This window comes from Pseudomonas sp. ICMP22404, assembly GCF_006227205.1.
Taxonomy (GTDB): Bacteria; Pseudomonadota; Gammaproteobacteria; order Pseudomonadales; family Pseudomonadaceae; genus Aquipseudomonas.
The window spans coordinates 86,775-109,830 of record NZ_VCNG01000018.1 but is presented as its reverse complement, the minus strand read 5'-3'; the positions used below and the strand labels follow the sequence as shown (position 1 = coordinate 109,830).

Genomic DNA, 23,056 nt, shown 5'->3' with positions numbered 1-23,056 from the left:
CTGGCGGCATTCCGAAGCAACGGCAACACTGTCCACACGGTCAATCAGAGGACTCTCACATGCTATGGAAAAAAGGTCGCCGCAGTGACAACGTGGTGGACGCCCGTGGCGATGGTGATGGCGGCGGTGGTGGGATGCGCTTTGGCGGGGGCAAGGGACTGAGCCTGACGGCCATTCTCCTGATCGTCGGCATCGGCTGGATCACCGGCCAGGATCCGATGCAGATCCTCGGGCAACTGGCCGGGCAGATGGATCAGTCCGCACCGACCTCCTCTCAAACTCGCCAGGCGCCACCGGCCAACGATGAACAGGCCGAGTTCGTGCGTTCGATCCTCGGTGATACCGAAGACACCTGGGGCCAGGTCTTCCAGCAGGCCGGACGCCAATATCAGCAACCCAAACTGGTGCTGTTCAGCGGTCGGGTCAACTCGGCGTGCGGCCTCGCCTCGTCGGCCACCGGGCCGTTCTATTGCCCGGCGGATCGGCAGGTCTACCTGGACATGAGTTTCTTCAAGGAGATGTCCCAACGCTTCTCCGCCGCCGGGGACTTCGCCCAGGCCTATGTCATCGCCCATGAAGTCGGCCACCATGTACAGACGTTGCTCGGTGTGTCGGCGAAAATCCAGGAGGCTCGCCAGCAAGGCCGGCAGATGGAAGGCGACGGCGGGCTGCTGGTGCGTCAGGAATTGCAGGCCGATTGCCTGGCCGGCGTCTGGGCCAACCATGCACAGAAGCGCCTGAACTGGCTGGAGCCCGGAGATGTTGAAGAAGCCTTGAACGCCGCCAACGCCATCGGTGACGATCGCTTGCAGCAACAAGGCCAGGGGCGCGTGGTGCCGGACTCCTTTACCCACGGCACCTCAGCGCAACGGGTGCGCTGGTTCAAGGCCGGGTTCGCCCAAGGCCAAGTGAGCCAATGCGACACTTTTGCGGCGAAAAACCTGTAGATGAAATGGGCCGCATCGATCGCACTGGTGCTGTGCAGCCTCTTCGCCCAGGCTGACGAACACGCTGTGAACACGGTGGCGCAGGGGCGGTTACAACTCAAGGGCGGCAGCATGGTGGTCGGGGTAAGCCCGCCCCCGACGTCTATCCAACGTGTGCTGATCATCCTCCATGGGCGGCTGCGCAATGCCGACACCTACCTGCACAGCGCCGAGAAAGCCGCCAGCCAGGCCGGACAACTGGCCACCACGTTGATCATCGCTCCGCAGTTTCTCAACGAGCAGGACGTCGCCCGTCATCAGCTCCCCAATGAGCTGTTGCGCTGGCAAGGCAACGACTGGATGGCCGGCGGCTTATCCACAGGACCGAGTCCGGTCAGTTCCTACCAGGTTCTCGACGACATCGTTGCGCGGGTCAGCGACCGGCAGCAGTTTCCCGACGTGAAGGAAATCGTCATCGCCGGTCATTCCGGCGGCGCCCAGGTGGTTCAGCGCTATGCCCTGCTCGCCCATGGGCAGTACCGGATCGCCCCGCGCTTCGTCATCGCCAACCCGTCCTCCTATGCCTACTTCGATGCACAGCGGCCCATGGCCTTCGACCCTGCTGGTTGCCCCGCTTTCAATCGCTGGAAATACGGTTTGCTCAACCTTCCCGCCTATGCCGCCGGGCAAACAGCTGCCCAACTGGAGGACAACTACATCAAGCGCGACATCACCTACCTGCTCGGGCAACAGGACGTCGATCCGGAGCACCCGGCGCTGGATAAAAGCTGTGAGGCGCAGACCCAGGGGCCGTATCGGTTGCTGCGCGGGCATTTCTTCTTCGACTACCTGACCCGACGTCACCCCGAGGGGCTGAACCAACGGCTGATCGAGGTGCCCGGCGTGGGGCATGACGGGACTGGGATGTTCAATTCGGCGGAGGGGCTGAAGGCCTTGTTTGGGCAGTGAAGGCCTCATCGCGAGCAGGCTCGCTCCCACAGGGGACGGTGTCGATTACATCATCAGCGTCCACAGAAGCCCCATTGTGGGAGCGAGCCTGCTCGCGATAGCGGTTGACCTGCCGACCTGCCTCTCAAACCGAAATCATCCGCCGCAACTCGCCACAATCCCGGGCATGCCAATCCGTCAACTCCGGCCATGGATTGTCCGGCAGGTTCACCAGCACGGTCCGCGTACCCGCCGCACGGCCGCAGTCCAGGTCGAAGCGGTAATCGCCGACCATGACCATGTCCGCTGGCGCCACGTTCCAGGCCTCGGCCAGTTTCAACAGGCCACCCGGGTGCGGCTTGGGCGGTGCTTCGTCACGCCCCAGCACGTCCTCCACGGCGAAACAATCGGCCAGGCCAATGGCCTCGAGTGTCACATGGGCCAGTTCCCTGGCGTTGCGGGTCAGGATTCCCAGGCGGTAGCCACGCCCGGCCAAGTCACGTACCAGCTCGACAGCGCCCGGCGCCGGCCTGGAGCCCAGCGCCAGGTCCCGCTCGTGCTCCAGCAGCCAGGCATGCTTGGCGGCGGCTTCATCCGCCGGCAAGGCCGCCAGATGGGTCAGGATGTCGTCTTCGGCCGGAATCGCCAGGGCCACGCGGATCGCCGCGAAATCATGCACGGCGACGGTCAGCGTGCCATCCATGTCGAAGACCCAGTGCCGTACATCCACCAGGCTCATGCCCAGTCCTTGCGATGCCGGATCAGGCCTTCCTGGGTCACCGAGGCCACCAGTTGCCCGGCGCGGTTGAACACGCTGCCACGGGAAAATCCGCGGGAATTGCCGGCCCAAGGGCTGTCCATGGCATAGAGCAACCAGTCGTCGGCACGCAGGTCTGCGTGGAACCACAAGGCGTGGTCGAGGCTGGCGACCTGCATGTCCTTCTGCCAGACCGACTTGCCATGGGGCAGCATCGACGTGGTCAGCAGACCGAAGTCCGATGCGTAGGCCAACAGGTATTTATGCAACGCCGGCGAATCCACCAGGGCGCCATCGGCGCGGAACCACACGTATTTGATCGGATCGGCCGGCTGCGGGTTGTACGGGTCTTTTTCCGTGACCGGGCGCACCTCGATCGGCTTGGGGCACAACAGTTTTTCCCGCATGTGCTCGGGCAACAGGTGCGCCCGCTGCTGGGTCAGTTCCAGTTCGGAGGGCAGGTTCTCCGGCCCGACCACCTGGGGCATGCTGCTCTGGTGCTCGAAACCCTGCTCGTCGTACTGGAACGACGCACTGCAAGTGAAGATCGGATGGCCTTTCTGGATCGCCGTCACCCGACGGGTGCTGAAGCTGCCGCCGTCACGTACCCGGTCCACCTGGTAGACCACCGGCAACGCCGCGTCGCCCGGGCGCAGGAAATAGCCGTGCATCGAATGCACATGGCGCGCCTCTTCCACCGTCTGGCTGGCCGCCGACAACGACTGGCCCAGCACTTGACCGCCGAACAATTGGCGGAACCCCAGGTCCTGGCTGCGGCCGCGAAACAGATTTTCTTCGATCGGTTCCAGGGTCAGCAGGTCGACCAGATCTTCCAACACGTGGCTCATTCAGACTTCCTCACACAGCACACCGCGCAGTCTGCGCCGCGACGGTGGATCAATTGTTGCCCATTCTGGCGGGCAGTGTAGACGTCCGTGTCGGTTAACCGTGCAGGGTCTGCAACCACTGCTCGCGGTTGATGCGATAGAGCACATGGTGACGCAATGGATGGCCGACCGCGAGTCTTGGATGTTCGAAATCGTCAACCGGGTCATGGTGCATGCCGATCGCCTGCATGACCTTTTGCGACGGCAGGTTATCGGTCGAGGTGAATGCCACCACTTCGTCCAGGCCCAGGCGGTCAAACCCACAGCGCAACGCCGTCCAGGCGGCTTCGCTGGCATAACCCAGGCCCCAATGCTCCCGGGCCAGGCGCCAGCCGATCTCGACTGCCGGCGTGAAGTGCGCGTCGAACCCCACCACGCCCAGTCCGGTAAAACCGATAAAGGCACCGGTGTCCTTGCGCTCCAGCGCCCACAAGCCAAAACCATGTTCGGCAAAATGCCCGCGCACGCGCCCGATCAGCGCGGCACTTTCAAGGCGGCTCAGGGGGGCCGGGAAATAACGCATCACCTGCGGATCGGCAGACATGGCCGCAAACGCCGGCAAATCTTCGTCGTGCCACTGCCGCATGAGCAGTCGCGCACTTTCCAGTTCCAGTATCGGCTCCATCTTTACTCCCCTTCCTTGCCCATTGGCCCGTAAGGTTAATTTGAGTACACGAATTAGCCACACAGGCCACTAGAGTCTACATCGCTGGTAGGATCGGTCATTCAATCACTGCTGAAAACACCATGCCGCTGCCGCTTATCTATCACGAAGACTACAGTCCCGAATTCCCGGCGGAACACCGCTTCCCCATGGACAAGTTCCGCCTGCTGCGCGACCACCTGGTGGACAGCGGGCTGACCCGTGACGCGGACCTGTTGCGCCCGTCGCTGTGCCCGTCCGAGATCCTCGCCCTGGCCCACGACCGCAGCTATATCGAACGCTACATGAGCGGCGAGTTGTCCCGCGAAGACCAACGGCGGCTCGGCCTGCCCTGGAGCGAAGCCCTGGCCCGGCGAACGGTACGGGCCGTGGGCGGTTCGCTGCTGGCGGCCGAGCAGGCCCTCGAACACGGGCTGGCCTGTCATCTGGCCGGAGGCACCCACCATGCCCACTACGACCACCCTGCCGGGTTCTGCATTTTCAACGACCTGGCGGTGATCAGCCGCTATTTCCTCGCCAGTGGCCGTGTTTCGCGGGTGCTGATTTTCGACTGCGACGTGCATCAGGGCGACGGTACCGCGCGAATACTCCATGACACCCCGGACGCGGTGACAGTTTCCTTGCACTGCGAAAAGAATTTTCCCGCCCGCAAGGCCCAGAGCGACTGGGACATTCCGCTGCCGATGGGCATGGAAGACTCGGCGTACCTGCAGGTGGTGGACGATGCCCTCAACTACCTGTTGCCGCTCTACCAGCCGGACCTGGTGCTGTACGACGCCGGTGTCGATGTCCACAAGGACGACGCCCTCGGTTACCTGAAGCTGACAGACGAGGGGCTCGCCGCCCGGGACGAGAGCGTCATGCGCCATTGCCTCGGGCGTGACATCCCGGTGGTCGGGGTGATCGGCGGCGGCTACAGCAAGGACCGCAGGGCCCTGGCCCGACGCCACGGGATCCTGCATCACAGCGCACAAAAGGTCTGGACGTCATCAGGGTGTCATTGAAACCTGGGTGCGTTACCCACAATGCCTGTGGAGCGGCCTGTGGATAACCTGAGCGAAACGGCCTACACGCTATACCGGGTATAGCTTGCAGAGGACTGGTTGTTTTTTGAGCACATTTCAGCAACACCCTCATCCCCTGTGGCAGCGAGCCTGCTCGCGATAGCGGTCCCCCCTCCAACATTGATGTCGCTGATCCACCGCAATCGCGAGCAGGCTCGCTCCCACAGGATTTTCGTGCTGATAGAATGCCGCGCTTATTCCCATCTCTGCAGTCCACACCATGACCCAAGCTTCCAAGCCCTCCACTCCCCACGTCGCCATCATCGGCGGCGGCCCTGCCGGCTTGATGGCGGCCGAGGTGTTGAGCCAGGCTGGCATTCAGGTCGACCTGTACGACGGCATGCCCTCGGTGGGCAGGAAGTTTCTGCTGGCCGGCGTCGGCGGTATGAATATCACCCACTCGGAAGCCTTCCCGGCATTTCTGTCCCGCTACGCCGAGAACGCCGCGAATATCGCCCCGCTGCTACGGGCCTTCGGGGCGGATGAGCTGTGCAGCTGGATCCACGGGCTGGGCATCGACACCTTTGTCGGCAGTTCCGGGCGGGTGTTCCCCACCGACATGAAAGCCGCCCCGCTGCTGCGTGCCTGGCTCAAGCGCCTGCGCGATGCTGGAGTGGCAATCCACACCCGCCATCGCTGGCTCGGCTGGAACCCCGACAATAGTTTGCGAATAGCCGGCCCGGAAGGTGAAAAGACGCTCCAGCCCGACGCCACGCTGCTGGCACTGGGCGGCGGCAGTTGGTCGCGCCTGGGCTCCGACGGCGCCTGGATGCTGGCATTGGAACAGCGCGGTGTCGCCCTTGCACCGTTGCAACCCAGCAACTGCGGCTTCGACGTGCAGGCCTGGAGCGATCTGATGGTCAGCAGGTTTGCTGGCGCCCCGCTGAAAAACATCGCCATTGGCCTGAACGACGACGTTCCCCGTCTCGGCGAATGTGTGATCACCGCCACCGGTATCGAAGGTAGCCTGATCTATGCCCTGTCGGCACCGATTCGCGAGGCCATCAATCGCCATGGCAGCGCGACGATCCATCTGGACCTGCTGCCGGGTCGGCCTGTGGATAAAGTTCTCCAGGCCTTGAGCAAGCCGCGCGGTTCACGCTCGATGGCCAAGCACCTGCACAGCCAGTTGGGGATCGATGGGGTCAAGGCGGCGTTGTTACGCGAACTCACACCGGCCGATGGCTTCGCCGACCCTGCGCGCCTGGCCCAGGCCATCAAGGCACTGCCCATCACCCTGGTGAAAACCCGTCCCCTGGACGAAGCCATCAGCAGCGCCGGTGGCGTGACATTCGAAGCCGTGAATGAAAGCCTGATGCTCAAGCGGATACCCGGCGTGTTCTGCGCAGGGGAAATGCTCGACTGGGAAGCACCGACCGGCGGTTATCTGCTGACGGCGTGCTTCGCCAGTGGGCGAGCGGCGGGGTTGGGGATGCTGGAGTTCTTAAGGCAGTGATCATTCCCACGCTCCGCGTGGGAATGATCAAGGCTTGCGTTTACGCGGCCCGGTATTGAACACCGGTACTTTGCGCACCGGCTTGACCGAAGGCTCCACCGGTGCCGAGTCCCCACTGTCCACCCACTTGCCCAGGTTGCGCTTGCCGCCACCGCTCGACGTCTTTGGCTTCTTCGGCTTTTTCGGTTTCTTGATCACCTGGCCACTGGCGTCGGTATCCGGCACCCGGTGCTCAGGCTCGAAATCCTGTTCCATCTGGCGAGTCAAGGTCTGGCGGGTCAACATCTCGATGGCTGACAGCAGGTTCACTTCATCGGCGCACACCAGGGAAATCGCTTGCCCCGTGGCGCCCGCCCGGCCAGTACGGCCGATGCGATGGATATAGTCTTCGGCGACGATCGGCAAATCGAAATTCACCACCAGCGGCAGGTCCTCGATATCCAGCCCACGGGCGGCGACGTCGGTAGCCACCAGAATCTGGACTTCACCGAGCTTGAAACGGTCCAGCGCACGCTGGCGGGTGGCCTGGGGTTTGTCGCCGTGGATGCCATCGGCGTTAACGCCCAGGCCCTGGAGTTTTTCCACCAGCGCATCGACGCCGTTGCGGGTCTTGGCGAACACCAGTACCTGCTTCCACTTGTTCTTGCGCATCAGGTGCACGAACAATTCCGGCTTGCGCTTCTTGTCCACCGTCACCACCCATTGCTTGACAGTGTTGGCGGCGACGTTGCGCGGGCTCACTTCGATGCTCAGGGGATCGTTGAGCATCTGCCCGGCCAGCAAACGGATGGCGTCGGAAAAGGTCGCCGAGAACAGCAGCGTCTGGCGTTTCTTCGGCAGCGCCTTGTAGATATTCGCCAGTTCCTCGGAGAAGCCCAGGTCCAGCATGCGGTCGGCTTCGTCCAGCACCAGGGTCTGCAACTGGTTGAACTTCAGCGCGTTCTGCCGGAACAGATCGAGCAAGCGCCCCGGCGTGGCGACCAGCAGGTCCACGCCCTTGCGCAGCTTCATCATCTGCGGGTTGATGCTGACGCCACCGTACACGGCGTAGGTGCTCAACGGCAGGTTCTGCGCGTACTGGCGCACGCTTTCATGGACCTGCTCGGCCAGTTCACGGGTCGGCACCAGGATCAGCGCCCGTACCGAGTTCGCGGCTACTTTCGGCCCTTCGGTGGTCAGCAACTGCAGCAGCGGCACCGCGAAACCGGCGGTCTTGCCGGTGCCGGTCTGGGCCGCGGCCATCAGGTCGCGACCGGCCAGCACCGCCGGCATGGCCTGGGCCTGCACCGGGGTCGGGGTCTGGTAGCCGAGCGTCTCGAGGGCGCGCAGCAAGGGTTCGATCAGGCCAAGGGTGGCGAAAGTCATGGAAGTACCGTAGGAAAAATCAGCGCAGGGTGTGCAATGCGCGGCAGTTTACCTTAATTCAGGATTCAACCGGCGCAGGCTTGGGCTTGCGCCACTGGGGCAGCCCGATCAACACCACGGCGCTGATGATCACCAGCATCGCCAGGGATTCTTCGACGCCGATGCTTTCGCCGGCAAACACGATCCCCAGCAGCACCGCCACCGCCGGATTGACGTAGGCATAACTGGTGGCCGCCGCTGGCCGTACATGCTTGAGCAGATACATGTAGGCGTTGAAGGCGATGATCGAACCGAAGAAGGTCAGGTAGGCCAGCGCGAACCAGCCTTCGAACGGTGGGATGCGCTCCAGGTGTTCGCCACTGGCGAAGCTGCCGATCAACAGCACCACGCCACCCACCAGCATTTCCACGGCGCTGGCCATCGCCCCCGCCGGCAACGGCAGATGCTTGCTCAACACCGACCCGAAGGCCCACGACGCCGCCGCGAACACCAGCAAGGTGGCTCCCAGCGGACTGGATTGCAGGTTGGAACCCAGGTTGAGCATCGCGATGCCGATCAGCCCCAGCACAATGCCCGCCCATTCCAGGCGCGTATTACGTGCGCCCCAGAAATACCCGCAAAGCAGGGTAAACAAAGGCACCGTCGCCACGGCCAACGCCGCCACCCCGGAGGCCACACCGGTATGCTCGGCGACGCTGACCGCGCCATTGCCGAAACTGAGCAGTAGCACGCCGATGATGGCCCCGGCCTTCCACTGCGCCCAGGTCGGCGCCGGCGCCCCGCGCCAACGCAGGAAGCCATACATGAGCGAGCCGGCCAGCACGAAGCGAATCCCGGCCAGCAACAGCGGCGGCCAATGCTCCACACCGATGCGAATCACCAGGTAAGTCGAACCCCAGATGATGTAGAGCGCGAAGAAGGCAGCGATCAGCGGCAGTGGAAAACGGCGTGGGCCAGGCATGGTCAGCTCGAAGTCAGGACAATGAGAGGCGTTATTCTAGAAAGGCGACGAGCGGAAAATAAGCTACAAAACCTGTTTATCCCACCCATACACTTTTCAAACCACGGAGATCAGCGCTATAAACCGTGCTTTCGAAAGTCACGTCACTTGGAAGCCAGACCGTGGATAAATACGACCGCATGCTGCTCAGCGCCCTGTTGGAAAATGGTCGTGCGTCCTACGCCGAACTGGCCCGCAAAGTGAACCTCTCGGCCCCGGCCGTGGCCGAGCGGGTCAGCAAGCTGGAGGCCAGCGGGATCATTACCGGCTACCAGGCCAAGGTCGACATGGCCAAGATTGGCCTGCCGGTACAGTGCGTGATCGAATTGCGGATGAACCAGCACGGCAACCAGAAGGTCTACGACGACTTGTGCAAGATTCCCCAATTGACCGAATGCCACCGGGTGACCGGCGACCCCTGCGTGATCATGCAAGCGGCGGTCGGCTCGATGCCGGAGCTGGAAGAGCTGATCAACCGGATCGCCAAATTCGGCTTCAGCAAGACCTCGATCGTGCTGTCCAGTGCCATTGAAAAGCGCGTGCCGTTGGGGCAGTTGGAAAGCAACGGCAAGTAAATCGCCCAACACCGATCAAACCCTGTGGGAGCAACTGTTTTATCTTTGCCGCCGCCATCGCGAGCGGGCTCGCTCCCACAGTTATTCGGGTTGATCCGATCCCCGCGCCCACCATCAATCCCCTGTGGGAGCGAGCCTGCTCGCGATAGCGCCAGGTCAGTCAATATCTGCAGTGGCTGACACACCGCCATCGCGAGCGGGCTCGCTCCCACATTTGGATGGCGGTGATCTCAGAACCCGCGATGACGCTTGAGATGCTCATTGATCTTCGCCGCCGGGACCTTCTGCAAGCTGCACAACAGATCGTGGGACAGCTCCCGCAGCCCATGCTTGTGTCGCAGTTCCGACGCCAGGTGCGCGGTGAGGTTGGCGGCCATTTCGGCGTCGGCCATGGCCCGGTGGGCCTGGCCGGTATGGGGCAGGCCGGCGAAGGCGTTGAGGGTGCCGAGCTTGTGGTTCGGCGCGGCGGGCATCAGGCGTCGGGCAAGCAGCAGCGAACAGGCAAAATTCTGCAAGCGGGTGCGCTTGATCCGCCCCAGTTCAAAGTCCCAGAACTTCTGGTCGAACGCGGCGTTATGTGCCAGCAACGGCGTGATGCCGACGAACTCGTTGACCTCGTTCATCACCCGCTCGGCCGACGGCGCGCTGCGCAGCATGGCATTGCTGATGCCGGTCAGTTGCTCGATGAACGCCGGCACCCGCACGCCAGCATTCATCAGGCTCTGGTAGCGGTCGACGATCCGGCCTTGCTCGAGTATCACCACGGCGATTTCCGTGGCTCGGCAACTGCTGCTCGGGGTGATTCCGGTGGTTTCAAAGTCGATGACTGCGATGCGTTCCAAACCTGTCTGAACTCCGTAACGATCAATTCTTGAGCAACAGCGCGCCTTCGATGGGCACATAGCGGCTGGCGGCGCGGATCAGCGAGTTGGCCGTCAGCCCCGGCACGCCGTACGCCACCGCCTGCACACCGTGCTTGCTGATGATGCGTTCGAGCAGCATGTCGAAGTCGCCGTCACCCGAGGCCAGCACTATCTCGTCGACATGGTCGGCGGCGTCCATGATGTCCAGCGTGATGCCCACGTCCCAATCGCCCTTGGCCGAGCCATCGCTGCGCTGGATATAGGGCTTGAGCTTCACGGTGAAACCCAGGTTGCGCAGGATCTGCTGGAATTGCTGCTGCTTGCTGTCACCGCGATCGATCGCATAGGCGTAGGCCTCGACGATCTGCCCTTGTTTGCTGACGTCGGCCCACAGGGCGGCGTAGTTGAAGTGACATCCATAGGCCTGGCGCACGGTGTAATAGAGGTTCTGAACATCGGCGAACACTGCGATTTTCTTCACCGCGGTTCCTCTTGAATGCACAAGCGCGCAGGCTCTGGGTCAGGCATTGGTGGCCGATATGGCCACCAGGCCCGAAAAGGCGCCCAGTATGCCAGCCCGAAGGAGGATTCCGCGAATAATCGGTCCGAGGCGCGTGGGCACCCCGGACGAATGGCAGGTCAGACGAAAGAATCGTCGTCGCCAAAGAATGAAGAGTCGTCGCTGTAGTCCGCGTCGCTGAAACCGCCCTGGTCGTTGCCGTAGCGATCGTTGTCAGCCATGCGCTGGTCGTCGCCCCAACCGTTGTCGCCGCTGTTACCCACGTCGTTGACCGGTTGGGCCGGCTCTTCCTTGATGATCTCGACGATCTCCTGGGGCTGCTGGCCGCTGTGGAACAGACTGCTGATACCTTGCGCCAGCATCACGCCACCGGCCACGCCGGCTGCGGTTTTCAGGGCGCCACCCAGAAAGCTGCTCGCCGCCGGGGCTTGTTGTTGCGGGGCACCATAGCCCGCTGGCGGCGCACCGAAGCCCTGCTGAGCCGGGGCATTGTTGAAGGATGGCCGCGCCGGCTCGCGCCAGCCGCCACCGCCGGTTGCCGGAGCGCTTGGAGCAGGGGCTGGTCGCGAATCACGACTGCTGCCCCCGAAAATACTCGAGAGGAAACCACCGCCCCCACTGGGTGCCGAAGGCTGGCTGCGGGCGTTCTGCAGGTCCGCCTGCAGTTGCTGGACTTGCTCGGTCAGTTGCCTGTTCTGCTCGTCGAGGCGCTTGATTGCCGCCTCTTGCACCAGAATCGCCTGGGCCATGAAATAGCCGGCCGAGGGCTGGCTGGCCAGATGCTCCTTGATCCGCGCCTCGGCCTGGGCATCGCGCGGGCCTGAATCCTTTTCGGCCTGCTGCAGCCGTGAAAACAGTCCATCGATCAGGGTTTGTTCTTCGCTGTTCATGGCGACCTCATCAGATTGCCGGGTAGAAAACCAAGCCGGTTCCGCAGAACCGGTGCCCACCAGTAATGGGGCTTGCCGCGAAGGATTCAATGGTCTTTACCTGATGTTTACGTTTGCTAGTGCGGGTGCCTGATCGGTTAAAGTGTCGGACCGCTTCTGGACCTGCGATCCCGACTCATGAATCCGTTTGACGTGCTGCGTGACTCTTTGTATTTCTTCAAGCGCCATCTGGGCCGGATCGCCCAGCTGTGCCTGCCACTGGTGATACTCGAGGCCGTGCTGCAACAAGCCGTCGACCGCGCCGTCGGCCCGGATGGCTTTCCCGGCTATAGCGTGATCGTCGGGCTGCTGGTGTATCCGGTGTACACCGCTGCGCTGATCCTGTTTCTCGACGCCCGTAGCCGAGGCGAATCGCCGCACATTCGCGACCTCCTCGCCGCGGCCCTCACCCTCTGGCCGCGCTTCGCGCTGCTGACCGCTCTCAACACGCTGCTGATCCTGCTGGGCATATCGTTGTACATCCTGCCGGGCCTGTGGCTGATGGTGACCCTGGCGTTCAGCGAATACCTGCTGGTGCTCCGAGGCCTGGCGCCGTTGGCGGCGATGAAGGAAAGCCTGCGCATGAGTCGCGGCCAGTTCTGGCGGATCCTGTTGTGCATCATGGGCGTGATGGGCCCGCTGTGGCTGCTCAAGGGCGCCAGCGTCTCGGTGTACCCACCGCCCCAGAACCCCTGGCTAGGCCTGTTGATCGACAGCGTTCACAGCTTCCTGCAACTGTTCACCAGCGTGGTGCTGTTCCGGATATTCATGCTGGTCGGGGAAAAACCCGAGCCATGACCCGCCTACTGCGCTACACCCTGCTGGGCCTGTTGTCGGTGCTTTGCCTGGCCGCCCTGTCGATCTATAGCCTGACCTGGCGCCCACATGCCCGGGAAGCACTGCCGGTCAGTTGTACCGCCAGCGCCGCACCGCTGATGCCCGGTCAGGCGGTCAAGGTGATGACCTGGAACGTCCAGTTCCTGGCTGGCAAGCGCTACGTGTTCTGGCACGACCTGGCCCAAGGCGACGATGAAAGCCCGACCCTGGAAGACATGGCCTTCAGCCTCGACGAAGTGGCACGGGTCATCCGTGACGAACAACCCGGCATCGTCCTGCTGCAGGAACTGGACAACGGCGCCAAGGCCAGCGACTACCAGGACCAGCTCAAGTTATTGCAGGAGCGGCTCGCCGACCTTTACCCCTGCAGCACCAGCGCCTTCGACTGGAAGGCCGATTTCATACCCAGCCCCCATATCTTCGGCAGCGTCGGTCGACAACTGGCAACGCTGAGCCGCTACCGCATCGATCATGCCGAACGGGTGCAACTGCCGGTGGCCGAGGCCAACTTCATCAGCCGCCAGTTCCAACCGAAGAATGCCCTGCTGGTGAGCTACATGCCGCTGAGCGATGGCAGCCAACTGGCCGTGCTCAACACGCATCTGGAGCGGGCCACGCAGCCGGACGAAACCCTGCCCAAGCAGGTCACTGCCGTGGCCAAGGCCCTGGACAAATTCGAATCCCGAGGCATGCCCTGGCTGATCGGCGGCGACTTCAACCTGCTGCCTCTGGGGCAGTACCTGCGCCTGCCGCCCGAACAGCGCACCCCCTACTCCGCCGACAGCCCGCTGCACCTGCTGTGGGACAAGTACCCGATGATTCCCACCAACAACGAGGCCAGCGGCATCGACCGTGCGCACTGGCTGACCCACTACCCGAACGACCCCGGCCTCAACGGCCCGGACCGCACCGTCGACTACCTGTTCTACAGCCCGCGTATCAAACGGGTCGAGGCCCAGGTGCGGCAGGACGATACCTTGCGCATCTCTGATCATTTGCCGGTGATTGCGCGGTTTTTGTTGCCGGTTACGCCATAGCCGCAGACCTGTGGCAACGAGTCTGCTCGCGAATGCACTGTGTCAGCCAACTTCTATGCGACTGATAGGCCGCTATCGCGAGCAGGCTCGCTCCCACAGGAATCCTGCGGTGAATAACGATCGTGCGGCCAGCCCGGAGCCCATGTGGGAGCGAGCCTGCTCGCGATAGCGGGTGCTCGGCCAGTTTTGATGTGACTGACAGATAGCCATCGCGAGCAGGCTCCCACAGGGTTCGGGTCCACTCGGATTAACGCCTGTTCACTTACGCGGCTTGACCCGCGCCGTCGCCTCCGCCACCAGCGGATCATCCGGCCAGTAATGCTTGGGGTAACGCCCCTTGAGGTCCTTCTTCACTTCGGCGTAGGTGCTGCGCCAGAAGTTCGCCAGGTCCTGGGTCACCTGCACCGGCCGGCGTGCCGGTGACAGCAGGTGCAGCTTGACCACCTGGCGTCCGCCGGCGATGCGCGGAGTCTCGGCCAGGCCGAACAGTTCCTGCAAGCGCACCGCCAGGATCGGCGGGTATTCGCTGTAGTCCACGCGGATCGACGAACCCGAGGGCACGCTCAAGTGATGGGGTGCTTGCTCGTCCAACCGCTGCGGCAACGGCCAGGGCAGCAGGTTGTGAACGATGCTCGACAGGTCCAGGTTGGCAAAATGGCTGAGGCGCGAGACTCGGCCCAGATACGGCATCAGCCAATGTTCAAGACTGCCGAGCAACGCTTTGTCGCTGACGTCGGGCCATTCGCTTTCGCCCTTGGCGTCCAGGTCCAGTCGACGCAGCAGTGCCACCCGCGCCTGCCATTGCCGCAGTTCCGGCGTCCAGGGCAACAGCTCCAGGCCCTTGCGCCGCACCAGGTTCACCAGGGCCTGGCTACGGGCGGACTCATCCAGGCCGGTCAGCGGTTCGCGGCTGAGCACCAGTTCGCCGACCTTGCGCTGGCGCTCGGCCCGCAGCACGCCTTCGCGTTCGTCCCAGTCCAGTTGATCCACCGTGTGCACCTGCTCGGCCAGTACGGAATCGAACAGCGCCGGGTCGAAATCCGTCGCCAGGTAGATCCGCTCTTCCCGCTGGCCCTGGCGGCTGCCAAGATCAGCGATCACCAGCCACGGCTGCTTCATCAGGCTGTCGGCCTCGGCAAACAGCGCCGCACGGCCGTTGGCCAAGCGGTACTCCGCGCCGCCGGATCGTCGCTGCTGCGCGACCCGATCCGGGTAGGCCAACGCCAGCAGCGCCCCGAGCCAACGCGGATGATCGGGATCAGCCACCGCTTCTTCGGCCTTGCCCCGCAAATAGCCGCGATACTGCCGGGCCAGTTGCCGCGCCCGCGTCACGCCACCTTGCGCACCTCGCGCCGCCCGCTCTTCGCCGGACAGCAAGGCCAGACGACTGTGCAAATCCGCGCCGGCGCCCCTGAGAATGTCCCGTTCGCCCAACAACGCCGCGACGTTGCAGGCCATGTCCGCCAGCCCCAGCGCCTGCCCGCGCAACAATAAATGAGCGATACGCGGGTGGGCCGGCAGTTCGGCCATGGCCTGGCCGTGACGAGTCAGTTGCTCGCCGTCCAGCGCGCCCAGGCGCTGCAGCAGGTCCTGCGCCTGGGCGTAGGCGGCGCCGGGCGGCACGTCGAGCCAGACCAATTGCTGCGGCGTCACGCCCCAGCGCCCCAGTTGCAAGGCCAGCCCGGCCAGGTCCGCCGAAAGGATCTCCGCGCTGCCATAGGCGGCCAGTTGTTCGTGCTGGTCTTCGGACCACAACCGATAGCACACCCCCGGCTCCAATCGCCCGGCCCGACCGGCCCGCTGAGTAGCGCTGGCCCGGGAAATGCGCTGGGTGTCGAGACGTGTCATGCCGCTGCCCGGGTCGAAACGTGGAACCCGGGCCAGCCCGGCATCGACCACCACCCGGACGCCGTTGATGGTCAGGCTGGTTTCGGCGATGTTGGTTGCCAGCACCACTTTGCGCTGGCCAGGAGGCGCTGGGTCGATGGCGGCACGCTGGGCCGCGAGATCCAGTTCACCGTGCAGGGGACACAGCAACACGTTACCGCCCTCGCCCAGGGCCTCGACCAGTTGCTGGTGAACCCGACGGATCTCCGCCTGTCCGGGCAGAAACACCAAGACGCTGCCGGTTTCATCGTGCAACGCTTCGAGTACGGTCTGTACCAGCCGTGGCTCGATGAACTCGCCGGGCTGGAATGGCCGGCCCCAACGCACCGTCACCGGGAACATCCGCCCTTCACTGCGCAAGATCGGCGCGTCTTCCAGCAACCCGGCCAGGCGCTCACCTTCCAGGGTCGCCGACATCAGCAGAATCTTCAGCGGCAGGTCTTCGCGAAACAGCTCCCGGCCGTTGAGGCTCAAGGCCAGGGCCAGGTCGGCGTCGAGGCTACGCTCGTGGAACTCATCGAAAATCAGCAGCCCCACACCTTCCAATGCCGGATCGTCCTGCAGGCGGCGGGTGAGAATCCCCTCGGTAACCACTTCAATGCGGGTGCCTGGGCCAACCTTGCTGTCCAGACGAATCCGGTAGCCGACGGTTTCACCGACCTTTTCACCCAACTCACTGGCCAATCGCTCCGCCGCCGCCCGTGCCGCCAGGCGTCGGGGTTCGAGCATCAGGATGGTCTGTCCGGCCAGCCACGGCTCGTTCAACAAGGCCAGGGGAACGCGGGTGGTTTTACCGGCACCGGGCGGCGCTTCGAGCACAGCCTCGTGGCGCGATGCCAAGGCTTGACGCAGGGTTGGTAAAACTTCATCAATCGGCAAAGAAATCATGCTGGCTCCAAAACAGAGGGCCGAGTATAACGGCGAACTGTTTGGCGTGGTCTGGACTCAAACCCACAACGCCCTTACCTGCTCAGGAGATTGTTATGCGTATTCCCTTTCGCGTGATCGGTGGTGTCCTGGTCGCCACCCTGCTGACCCAGGTCAGCGCCTGCGGCTCGATCTTCTACCCTGACCGTCGCGGCCAGATCGACGGCAAGATCGACCCGGCCATTGCCGCGCTCGACGCCGTCGGCCTGCTGTTCTACATCATTCCCGGCCTGATCGCGTTCGCGGTGGACTTCGCCACCGGCGCCATTTACTTCGAGCCGGGCAAGACCGCCCAGATCGCGCCAGAAAAGCTCAAGCAGGCCGTCAACCCTGACGGCAGCGTCGACAACCATAAATTGCAGGCCATTCTGGAAAGCGAACTTGGCCGCAGCTTCCCCCTGGACGATCCACGGCTGATCCAGCACAAGGGCAGCGCGCAGCAACTGGCCGCCCTCGGACTCAAACCGGCCGCATGACGGGCGCCACTGAAGGAACCAACGCGCCATGACCACCACTCCCGAACACGCTCGCCTGCTACGCCTGGCCACCCGCGCCTCGGTGGCCGTGGCGTCGATCCTGATTATCGCCAAGGCACTGGCCTGGTGGCTGAGCGGTTCGGTGAGCATGCTCGCCGGCCTGACCGACTCGGCCTTGGACGGCGTCACCTCGCTGCTCAACCTGCTGGCGGTGCATTACGCCTTGCGTCCCGCCGACGCCGATCATCGCTACGGTCATGGCAAGGCCGAATCCTTGGCCGGCATGGCCCAGGCGCTGTTCATTGGCGGCAGCGCCGTGTTGATTGCCCTGCAGGCGTTCGAGCGCCTGAAAAACCCGGTCCCGGTGGAGGCGCCCTGGCTCAGTGTCGGCGTGATCGTGTTTTCCCTGGCCCTGACCCTGGCGCTGCTGGCGTTGCAACACCGGGTCATCCGCGCCACGGGCTCCAACGCCGTTCGCGCCGACTCGCTGCATTACCGTTCCGACCTGTTGCTCAACGGCAGCATTCTGGTGGCACTGCTGCTGGCCGGGTTCGGCTGGTATCAACTCGACGCCTGGTTCGGCCTGGGCATCGCCGTCTACATTCTCTGGAGCGCCATCCAGATCGCCCGGGAAAGTTTCGCCGTGCTGATGGACGAAGAACTGCCGCCCAACGTCAGCCAGCACATGCTGGAACTGGCCTGTGCCGTGCCCGGCGTGCTGGGTGCCCATGACTTGCGCACGCGGATTTCCGGCAACCACTGGTTCGTGCAACTGCATCTGGAATTGCCTGGAGAGCTGACCCTGTCAGTGGCCCACGGCCTCAGCGACCAGGCCGCCGATGCGATCCACCGCGCCTATCCGAAGGCCGAAGTGCTGGTGCACGCCGATCCGTCGGAAGTGGTGAAAACCGCCAGCGCCTGATGCGCTTCACCTCTGTGGGAGTAAAGCTTGCTCGCGATAGCGGCCGATCAGCCAACATTGTTGTCGACTGACTGACCCAATCGCGAGCAAGCTTTGCTCCCACAGGTTTGTGGCGTTCAGCACCCAGTCTTTTTTACTGAACAAACAAACCTCAGTAACTCACCTGATATCCACGACTGCTCAAGCAACTCCCCTGGGCCTGCCGGTAGGTCTGCACCACTTCCGGCGCGGGCGGATAGGTGTAGCTGCGCGGATCGAAGCCGCTCTGCTGCACCGCCCAGCGATAACACTCGTAGCCATCCTGGTTGACCTGCTCGGGAGACTGACCGTTGGCTGGATAGGCCACCACATCGAAACTGTTGCCCTGGGGTTGTGGCTGCGGATTGGCAACCGGCGCGTCGACCACGACGTAGTCCTGGGTGTTGGCTTCGTAGATGTAATAAGCACCGGCGGCGAGGAAGAACAGCGAGCTGCCGATCCAGACTTCCCGGGCATAGTCGGGCAGGTAACGGGTGCGGATGCCCCGAGGCGGCTGCACCACGACATAGCGTGGTCCTTGCGGGCGATACCAATAGCCACCCGAGAAGAAGTAGTCCTGGCCACGATAGGGCACACGGTAATTGCGATCCGGGAAGCGGTCGATGACATAACCGGGACGATATTGCGGCCCCGGCCCCCAACCATTGCCATGCCCGTCCGGGCGACCGGCCCAGTGCTGATCTGGACGATTGTCATGCTCGGGGCGTGGCCGATTGCTCGGATAACCGTCGCTGCGGCGCGGGATATCGCGGTAGTAACCCGGTTGCGGCTCCCGAGTCTGGGTCACGCTGTCGGGCCGGCCCTGGATCGGCAGGTTGTTGCCCGGCTGCTGCTGTTGCGGCGGACGACCATGACCGTTGGGATCCTGGGGTGATCGGTCATAGGATGGGCCACCCTGGCGCTGGGCGCCGGGTTCGAATTGGCGGCTGTTGTCGCCACGGATGATTTCGTTGCTCTGGGGCCGCGGCTGGCCAGAGTACCCCTGACCGTTGCCGCCGCGTCCGTCGTGTCCTCGATCACCGTCGGGGCCACCACGATTCTGCTGATCATCGGCCATCCCTTGCGCACTGACACTTGCCCACAACAAACCAACACCTGCCAGACGCCAGATGCGCGACTTCATGTTATTCCTCACAACGGTTCAGGGCCTGATGATAAGACTGGGAAAAGCCCAGGCCGGTTCTGCACCAGATTATCAGCAGCGCCACTTATTTCGCAGGCATTAAAAAAGGGAGACCCGTCGGCCTCCCCTTGAGAACTTCGTCCGTGCTCGACGCTTGTGGCGTCGGCTCACCTCACGCCGTCTTCTGGACAGTGTGCAGCTCGGGGGTCATGAGTGGCCTGTCTGGCTACCAGGCACCGGTGGGTGCCGCGACCGCAGCCGGCCTGCTTGGGCGGGCTGCATTGGACTGTTTGTCCGAGCAGTGATCTTGGTGATAAGAATAGGCCTGGGCCGGCGACAGATGATTGCGAAGATTGCTCAATTAAACATCGCTTGCGCAATTTTTACCCCCGGATAGATAATCCCACGCAATTATCAAGATAAAGGCCCGACCGATGAGCAAACTCGACCGTTACGACCTGAGCATTCTGGCGGAATTGCAGCGCGACGCGCGCATCTCCAATCAGGAACTGGCCGAGCGCATCGGCCTGTCACCCTCGCCCTGTTCGCGGCGGGTCAAACAGTTGGAAGACGACGGCTACATTACCCGCCAGGTCGCGTTGCTCGACCGCAAAATGCTCGGACTGAGCCTGACCGCCTACGTGCTGATAGGCATGGACCGTCACACCCCCGAACGCTTCGAAAACTTCGAAGCCGCGATTCGCAACCTGCCGCAAGTGCTCGAGTGCAGCCTGGTGACCGGCATGGACGCGGACTACCAGCTCAAGGTGGTGGTGCCGGACATGGACCATTACCAGAAACTGCTGCTGGGCCACCTGACCCGGATCGACGGCGTCACCAGCGTGCGCTCGAGTTTCGTGCTGAACCAGGTGCTCAGCAGTACCGAATTGCCGTTGACCCATCTGCGCAGCTGAAACCGCCTCAACCACTGTAGGAGCCGAGCTTGCTCGCGATGGCGGCATTACAGTCGACAATGACTTGGCTGATCCACCGCCATCGCGAGCAAGCTCGGCTCCCACAGGGTCCGGGGCAGTCGCACCATCGAGAAGGCGATGAATAGCTGCGACACACCGCCGCAGGTCAATCCCTCGCCCGGCCACCATGCCGTATACTCGCCCCGCCTTTCCAACCCCGCCCACGCCGGAGTGTTTCGATGGATCCTGCTGTTTTCGAAGAGTGGATGATGACCGGCCTGGTCAGCATTCTGATCATTTTCATGGGCTTCATCGTCTGGGATCTGGCGAAGAAGTCCAAGGCCGGGCGTTTCGGTTCGTTCATCCTGTTTTTCGTGCTGGGGCTCGGCGTGGCGGCGTTCGTCATCAAGAGCGTGGTGATCGGCCTGATCGAGTCCGGGGCGCTATAGGCGCGCCGGGACCTCTTTCCACTGGCCCTGATCAAGCCCTTCGATCGTCCAATCGCCAATCCTGACCCGCACCAGCCGCAACGTCGGCAACCCCACGGCAGCGGTCATCCGTCGTACCTGGCGGTTGCGCCCCTCGCGTATGACCAGTTCCAGCCAACTCGTAGGCACGCTTTTGCGAAAGCGCACCGGCGGGTTGCGCGGCCATAGCAGCGGTTCGTCCAGCAAGCGCGCCTCGGCGGGCAGCGTCATGCCGTCGTTCAACTCCACGCCATCACGCAGGCGTTGCACCTGTTCAGCGCTTGGCTCGCCTTCCACTTGCACCCAGTAAGTCTTGGCCAGTTTGTGCTTGGGGTCGGCGATACGTGCCTGCAATTGCCCGTCGTTGGTCAGCAACAACAGCCCCTCGCTGTCGCGATCCAGCCGCCCGGCCGGGTAGATGCCCGGGATGTCGATAAAATCCTTGAGCGTCGCTCGCCCCTCGCCATCGCTGAATTGGGTCAGCACATCGAAAGGCTTGTTGAACAGGATCAGCCTGGGCTCGGCCGGAGGCGCCTTCGCGACCCGGCGCGCGGCGGATGCAGGGGGTTTCACGCCAGGGCGGCGGGAAACGGGACGTGGAGGACGGGACATGGCGGCACTATCTAACTAACGGTCAGGGCCGACCATGCTAGTGGCCCGACCGTTAAATGACTACCGTCCGAACGGTATCAGCGGAACGGCGGCTCGTCGAAGCTGCGCAGTTTGCGCGAATGCAATGAATTGAGCTGGTTGCGCAACAGATCCAATGCCTCGATACCGATTTTCAAGTGTTGGTTGACCGCCCGCTCATAGAACGCGTTGGCCGAGCCCGGCAGCTTGATTTCGCTGTGCAGCGGTTTGTCCGAGACGCAAAGCAACGTGCCATAGGGCACCCGCAGGCGATAACCCTGGGCGGCGATGGTGCCACTCTCCATGTCCACCGCCACCGCGCGGGACAGGTTGATCAGCGGACGCTCCTGGGCCCAGCGCAGCTCCCAGTTGCGGTCGTCGTAGGTCAGCACGGTGCCGGTACGTAGGCGTTTCTTCAGCTCATCGCCTTTTTCGCCAGTGATGTTCGCCGCGGCTTGCTGAAGCGCCAACTGCACTTCTGCCAGGGCGGGAATCGGGATATTCGGTGGCACCACCCGGTCGAGGATGCCATCACGGCGCATGTAGGCGTGGGCCAGCACGTAGTCGCCGATGGTCTGGGACTGCCGCAGCCCGCCGCAGTGGCCGATCATCAGCCAGCAATGAGGTCGCAGCACGGCCAGGTGGTCGGTGATGTTCTTGGCATTGGAAGGGCCGACACCGATGTTCACCAGGGTCACGCCATGGCCGTCGTTGGCCTGCAGGTGATAGGCCGGCATCTGGTAACGGTGCCAGACCACGCCGGCGGCGATGGCCGACGCTTCGCTGTGGTCCATGTTCTTGTCGATGATCACGTTGCCCGGCAGGACCATGCGTACGAAGCGCGGGTCGCTGCGCAATTGCTCCAGGCCATGGACGATGAACTGGTCGACATAACGGTGATAGTTGGTCAGCAGGATCCACGGCTGCACATGACGCCAATCGCTGCCGGTGTAGTGCACGAGACGACGCAGGGAGAAATCCACGCGGGCGGCGTCGAACAGTGACAGAGGCAGCGGGTCGGTGTTCTCCCAGTCATAGAGGCCGTCGGCGATGCCATCGGTGGCGGCCGACAGGTCGGTGCTGGGGAACACCCGCGCCAGCACCGCCGCCGTCACACCGGAACCGGCCAGTTCATCGCCCTGTTCCACCACATACGGGTAAGGAATGTTCTGCTCGCTGACGCCCACTTCCACGGTGACGGTAAAGTCATGCATCAGCGGGACGAGTTGTTCGAGCAGGTATTTACGGAACGCGGCAGGATGAGTGACGGTGACGCTGTAGGTGCCCGGCAACTGGACCTTGGCATAGGCGCGGGTGGTTTGCGGGACCTCGCCGTGGCAGTGGTAGGTCAGCCGCAACGCCGGATAGCGGAACAGCGCACGTTGCTCGGCATCCGGCTCGATGCGGTCCTTGAGGTAGCGCATGAGCGCCTGGTTCAACGCGGTGGTCGCACGCTCGTGCAGGGCCGCCAGGCGATCCACGGCTTGTTCGGCGGTTTGAACGACAATAAACGCTTCGGTCACGATCAGCTTCCTGTGTTCTGACTTGCAGACCTTCATCTTGCCTGCATCGCCGTCTTACGGGAACAGTGGCGTGCTGGACACCCTCGATCATCCACCGAAGCTCCACTGCGGGAGAGAGCCTACTCGCGACAGCGCCGGGTCAACTTGCATCGATGTTGGATGGGCCGACGCCTTCGCGAGCAGGCTCGCTCCCACCCTGATCTCGGGTGGACACGCCCTCCATGCTCACCGCCAATCCCCTGTGGGAGCGAGCCTGCTCGCGATGGCGGTGGGTCAGCTTGCATTGATGCCGGATGTACCGACGCCATCGCGAGCAGGCT

General features: G+C 63.3%; 23 protein-coding genes. 11 read left to right on the top strand and 12 right to left on the bottom strand.

Features of this window, described 5'->3' with window-relative positions; all coding sequences use genetic code 11:
- The first annotated feature begins 59 nt into the window (after positions 1-59).
- On the top strand, positions 60-947 hold the full coding sequence (locus FGE05_RS25440; protein ID WP_139649276.1) for a neutral zinc metallopeptidase: 888 nt from the start codon (positions 60-62) through the stop codon (positions 945-947).
- The gene (locus FGE05_RS25435; protein ID WP_139649274.1) at positions 948-1,895 is read left to right on the top strand and encodes an alpha/beta fold hydrolase; all 948 of its coding nucleotides are present in this window, start codon (positions 948-950) and stop codon (positions 1,893-1,895) included.
- Between the two features lie 124 nt (positions 1,896-2,019).
- On the opposite strand, the gene FGE05_RS25430 is transcribed toward FGE05_RS25435, so the two are convergent.
- The 3 genes from FGE05_RS25430 to FGE05_RS25420 form a co-directional block, all read right to left on the bottom strand.
- Positions 2,020-2,613: an HAD family hydrolase gene (locus FGE05_RS25430; protein WP_139649272.1), complete on the bottom strand. Its 594-nt coding sequence runs from the start codon at positions 2,611-2,613 to the stop codon at positions 2,020-2,022.
- A complete protein-coding gene (gene tesB, locus FGE05_RS25425; RefSeq protein ID WP_139649270.1) occupies positions 2,610-3,479 on the bottom strand; it encodes an acyl-CoA thioesterase II in 870 nt (289 codons plus the stop codon). Before tesB ends, FGE05_RS25430 begins: the two co-directional genes overlap by 4 nt.
- 94 nt (positions 3,480-3,573) lie before the next feature.
- Positions 3,574-4,143: a GNAT family N-acetyltransferase gene (locus FGE05_RS25420; protein ID WP_139649268.1), complete on the bottom strand. Its 570-nt coding sequence runs from the start codon at positions 4,141-4,143 to the stop codon at positions 3,574-3,576.
- A gap of 122 nt (positions 4,144-4,265) precedes the next feature.
- Between FGE05_RS25420 and FGE05_RS25415 the strand changes: the two genes are divergently transcribed.
- Together FGE05_RS25415 and FGE05_RS25410 are read left to right on the top strand one after the other, a co-directional pair.
- Positions 4,266-5,186, top strand: a complete 921-nt coding sequence (locus FGE05_RS25415; protein ID WP_139649266.1) for a histone deacetylase — start codon at positions 4,266-4,268, stop codon at positions 5,184-5,186.
- Positions 5,187-5,466: 280 nt separating this feature from the next.
- Positions 5,467-6,702, top strand: a complete 1,236-nt coding sequence (locus FGE05_RS25410; RefSeq protein WP_139649264.1) for a TIGR03862 family flavoprotein — start codon at positions 5,467-5,469, stop codon at positions 6,700-6,702.
- Positions 6,703-6,729: 27 nt separating this feature from the next.
- Here the strand turns inward: FGE05_RS25410 and FGE05_RS25405 are convergent, their stop codons facing one another.
- Positions 6,730-8,067 carry a DEAD/DEAH box helicase gene (locus tag FGE05_RS25405; RefSeq protein ID WP_139649263.1) on the bottom strand — a complete coding sequence of 446 codons (1,338 nt, stop codon included), beginning with the start codon at positions 8,065-8,067 and terminating at the stop codon, positions 6,730-6,732.
- A 58-nt stretch (positions 8,068-8,125) separates the two neighbouring features.
- The gene (yedA, locus tag FGE05_RS25400) at positions 8,126-9,028 is read right to left on the bottom strand and encodes a drug/metabolite exporter YedA (protein ID WP_041023058.1); all 903 of its coding nucleotides are present in this window, start codon (positions 9,026-9,028) and stop codon (positions 8,126-8,128) included.
- 161 nt (positions 9,029-9,189) lie between these two features.
- On the opposite strand from yedA, the gene FGE05_RS25395 reads away from it, so the two are divergent.
- Positions 9,190-9,642, top strand: a complete 453-nt coding sequence (locus FGE05_RS25395; protein ID WP_139649261.1) for an Lrp/AsnC family transcriptional regulator — start codon at positions 9,190-9,192, stop codon at positions 9,640-9,642.
- A 230-nt stretch (positions 9,643-9,872) separates the two neighbouring features.
- Here the strand turns inward: FGE05_RS25395 and FGE05_RS25385 are convergent, their stop codons facing one another.
- The 3 genes from FGE05_RS25385 to FGE05_RS25375 all read right to left on the bottom strand — a co-directional run bounded on the left by FGE05_RS25385 (position 9,873) and on the right by FGE05_RS25375 (position 11,915).
- Positions 9,873-10,484 carry a PolC-type DNA polymerase III gene (locus tag FGE05_RS25385; RefSeq protein WP_024780299.1) on the bottom strand — a complete coding sequence of 204 codons (612 nt, stop codon included), beginning with the start codon at positions 10,482-10,484 and terminating at the stop codon, positions 9,873-9,875.
- A 22-nt stretch (positions 10,485-10,506) separates the two neighbouring features.
- Complete coding sequence (locus FGE05_RS25380) at positions 10,507-10,986, bottom strand: NYN domain-containing protein (protein ID WP_139649259.1); 480 nt, start codon at positions 10,984-10,986, stop codon at positions 10,507-10,509.
- Between the two features lie 158 nt (positions 10,987-11,144).
- Positions 11,145-11,915, bottom strand: a complete 771-nt coding sequence (locus FGE05_RS25375) for a DUF2076 domain-containing protein (protein ID WP_139649257.1) — start codon at positions 11,913-11,915, stop codon at positions 11,145-11,147.
- A gap of 177 nt (positions 11,916-12,092) precedes the next feature.
- Between FGE05_RS25375 and FGE05_RS25370 the strand changes: the two genes are divergently transcribed.
- Positions 12,093-12,752, top strand: a complete 660-nt coding sequence (locus FGE05_RS25370) for a hypothetical protein (RefSeq protein WP_139649255.1) — start codon at positions 12,093-12,095, stop codon at positions 12,750-12,752.
- On the top strand, positions 12,749-13,828 hold the full coding sequence (locus FGE05_RS25365) for an endonuclease/exonuclease/phosphatase family protein (protein ID WP_139649254.1): 1,080 nt from the start codon (positions 12,749-12,751) through the stop codon (positions 13,826-13,828). Before FGE05_RS25370 ends, FGE05_RS25365 begins: the two co-directional genes overlap by 4 nt.
- 258 nt (positions 13,829-14,086) lie before the next feature.
- On the opposite strand, the gene hrpB is transcribed toward FGE05_RS25365, so the two are convergent.
- Positions 14,087-16,603: an ATP-dependent helicase HrpB gene (gene hrpB, locus FGE05_RS25360; RefSeq protein ID WP_139649252.1), complete on the bottom strand. Its 2,517-nt coding sequence runs from the start codon at positions 16,601-16,603 to the stop codon at positions 14,087-14,089.
- Between the two features lie 95 nt (positions 16,604-16,698).
- Here hrpB and FGE05_RS25355 point away from each other — a divergent pair, with 95 nt between their 5' ends.
- The gene (locus FGE05_RS25355) at positions 16,699-17,118 is read left to right on the top strand and encodes a hypothetical protein (protein ID WP_024780293.1); all 420 of its coding nucleotides are present in this window, start codon (positions 16,699-16,701) and stop codon (positions 17,116-17,118) included.
- 28 nt (positions 17,119-17,146) lie between these two features.
- Positions 17,147-18,040: a cation diffusion facilitator family transporter gene (locus tag FGE05_RS25350; protein ID WP_139649250.1), complete on the top strand. Its 894-nt coding sequence runs from the start codon at positions 17,147-17,149 to the stop codon at positions 18,038-18,040.
- 151 nt (positions 18,041-18,191) lie between these two features.
- Here the strand turns inward: FGE05_RS25350 and FGE05_RS25345 are convergent, their stop codons facing one another.
- The gene (locus FGE05_RS25345; protein ID WP_139649248.1) at positions 18,192-19,202 is read right to left on the bottom strand and encodes a DUF6515 family protein; all 1,011 of its coding nucleotides are present in this window, start codon (positions 19,200-19,202) and stop codon (positions 18,192-18,194) included.
- A 434-nt stretch (positions 19,203-19,636) separates the two neighbouring features.
- On the opposite strand from FGE05_RS25345, the gene FGE05_RS25340 reads away from it, so the two are divergent.
- Both FGE05_RS25340 and FGE05_RS25335 read left to right on the top strand, forming a co-directional pair.
- Positions 19,637-20,116, top strand: a complete 480-nt coding sequence (locus FGE05_RS25340; RefSeq protein ID WP_024780290.1) for an Lrp/AsnC family transcriptional regulator — start codon at positions 19,637-19,639, stop codon at positions 20,114-20,116.
- A 239-nt stretch (positions 20,117-20,355) separates the two neighbouring features.
- A complete protein-coding gene (locus FGE05_RS25335) occupies positions 20,356-20,565 on the top strand; it encodes a DUF2788 domain-containing protein (protein WP_003185724.1) in 210 nt (69 codons plus the stop codon).
- On the opposite strand, the gene FGE05_RS25330 is transcribed toward FGE05_RS25335, so the two are convergent.
- Both FGE05_RS25330 and amn read right to left on the bottom strand, forming a co-directional pair.
- Positions 20,560-21,195, bottom strand: a complete 636-nt coding sequence (locus FGE05_RS25330) for a pseudouridine synthase (protein WP_139649247.1) — start codon at positions 21,193-21,195, stop codon at positions 20,560-20,562. The genes FGE05_RS25335 and FGE05_RS25330 overlap by 6 nt on opposite strands.
- 77 nt (positions 21,196-21,272) lie before the next feature.
- On the bottom strand, positions 21,273-22,772 hold the full coding sequence (gene amn / locus FGE05_RS25325; RefSeq protein ID WP_175363881.1) for an AMP nucleosidase: 1,500 nt from the start codon (positions 22,770-22,772) through the stop codon (positions 21,273-21,275).
- Between the last annotated feature and the right edge of the window lie 284 nt (positions 22,773-23,056).

Bases quoted from the DNA above. Each gene is read 5' to 3' on its own strand.
- FGE05_RS25440 (WP_139649276.1), top strand. From the start codon at position 60: ATGCTATGGAAAAAAGGTCGCCGCAGTGACAACGTGGTGGACGCCCGT.
- FGE05_RS25435 (WP_139649274.1), top strand. From the start codon at position 948: ATGAAATGGGCCGCATCGATCGCACTGGTGCTGTGCAGCCTCTTCGCC.
- FGE05_RS25430 (WP_139649272.1), bottom strand. From the start codon at position 2,613: ATGAGCCTGGTGGATGTACGGCACTGGGTCTTCGACATGGATGGCACG.
- tesB (WP_139649270.1), bottom strand. From the start codon at position 3,479: ATGAGCCACGTGTTGGAAGATCTGGTCGACCTGCTGACCCTGGAACCG.
- FGE05_RS25420 (WP_139649268.1), bottom strand. From the start codon at position 4,143: ATGGAGCCGATACTGGAACTGGAAAGTGCGCGACTGCTCATGCGGCAG.
- FGE05_RS25415 (WP_139649266.1), top strand. From the start codon at position 4,266: ATGCCGCTGCCGCTTATCTATCACGAAGACTACAGTCCCGAATTCCCG.
- FGE05_RS25410 (WP_139649264.1), top strand. From the start codon at position 5,467: ATGACCCAAGCTTCCAAGCCCTCCACTCCCCACGTCGCCATCATCGGC.
- FGE05_RS25405 (WP_139649263.1), bottom strand. From the start codon at position 8,067: ATGACTTTCGCCACCCTTGGCCTGATCGAACCCTTGCTGCGCGCCCTC.
- yedA (WP_041023058.1), bottom strand. From the start codon at position 9,028: ATGCCTGGCCCACGCCGTTTTCCACTGCCGCTGATCGCTGCCTTCTTC.
- FGE05_RS25375 (WP_139649257.1), bottom strand. From the start codon at position 11,915: ATGAACAGCGAAGAACAAACCCTGATCGATGGACTGTTTTCACGGCTG.
- FGE05_RS25370 (WP_139649255.1), top strand. From the start codon at position 12,093: ATGAATCCGTTTGACGTGCTGCGTGACTCTTTGTATTTCTTCAAGCGC.
- FGE05_RS25365 (WP_139649254.1), top strand. From the start codon at position 12,749: ATGACCCGCCTACTGCGCTACACCCTGCTGGGCCTGTTGTCGGTGCTT.
- hrpB (WP_139649252.1), bottom strand. From the start codon at position 16,603: ATGATTTCTTTGCCGATTGATGAAGTTTTACCAACCCTGCGTCAAGCC.
- FGE05_RS25355 (WP_024780293.1), top strand. From the start codon at position 16,699: ATGCGTATTCCCTTTCGCGTGATCGGTGGTGTCCTGGTCGCCACCCTG.
- FGE05_RS25350 (WP_139649250.1), top strand. From the start codon at position 17,147: ATGACCACCACTCCCGAACACGCTCGCCTGCTACGCCTGGCCACCCGC.
- FGE05_RS25345 (WP_139649248.1), bottom strand. From the start codon at position 19,202: ATGAAGTCGCGCATCTGGCGTCTGGCAGGTGTTGGTTTGTTGTGGGCA.
- FGE05_RS25340 (WP_024780290.1), top strand. From the start codon at position 19,637: ATGAGCAAACTCGACCGTTACGACCTGAGCATTCTGGCGGAATTGCAG.
- FGE05_RS25335 (WP_003185724.1), top strand. From the start codon at position 20,356: ATGGATCCTGCTGTTTTCGAAGAGTGGATGATGACCGGCCTGGTCAGC.
- FGE05_RS25330 (WP_139649247.1), bottom strand. From the start codon at position 21,195: ATGTCCCGTCCTCCACGTCCCGTTTCCCGCCGCCCTGGCGTGAAACCC.
- amn (WP_175363881.1), bottom strand. From the start codon at position 22,772: ATGAAGGTCTGCAAGTCAGAACACAGGAAGCTGATCGTGACCGAAGCG.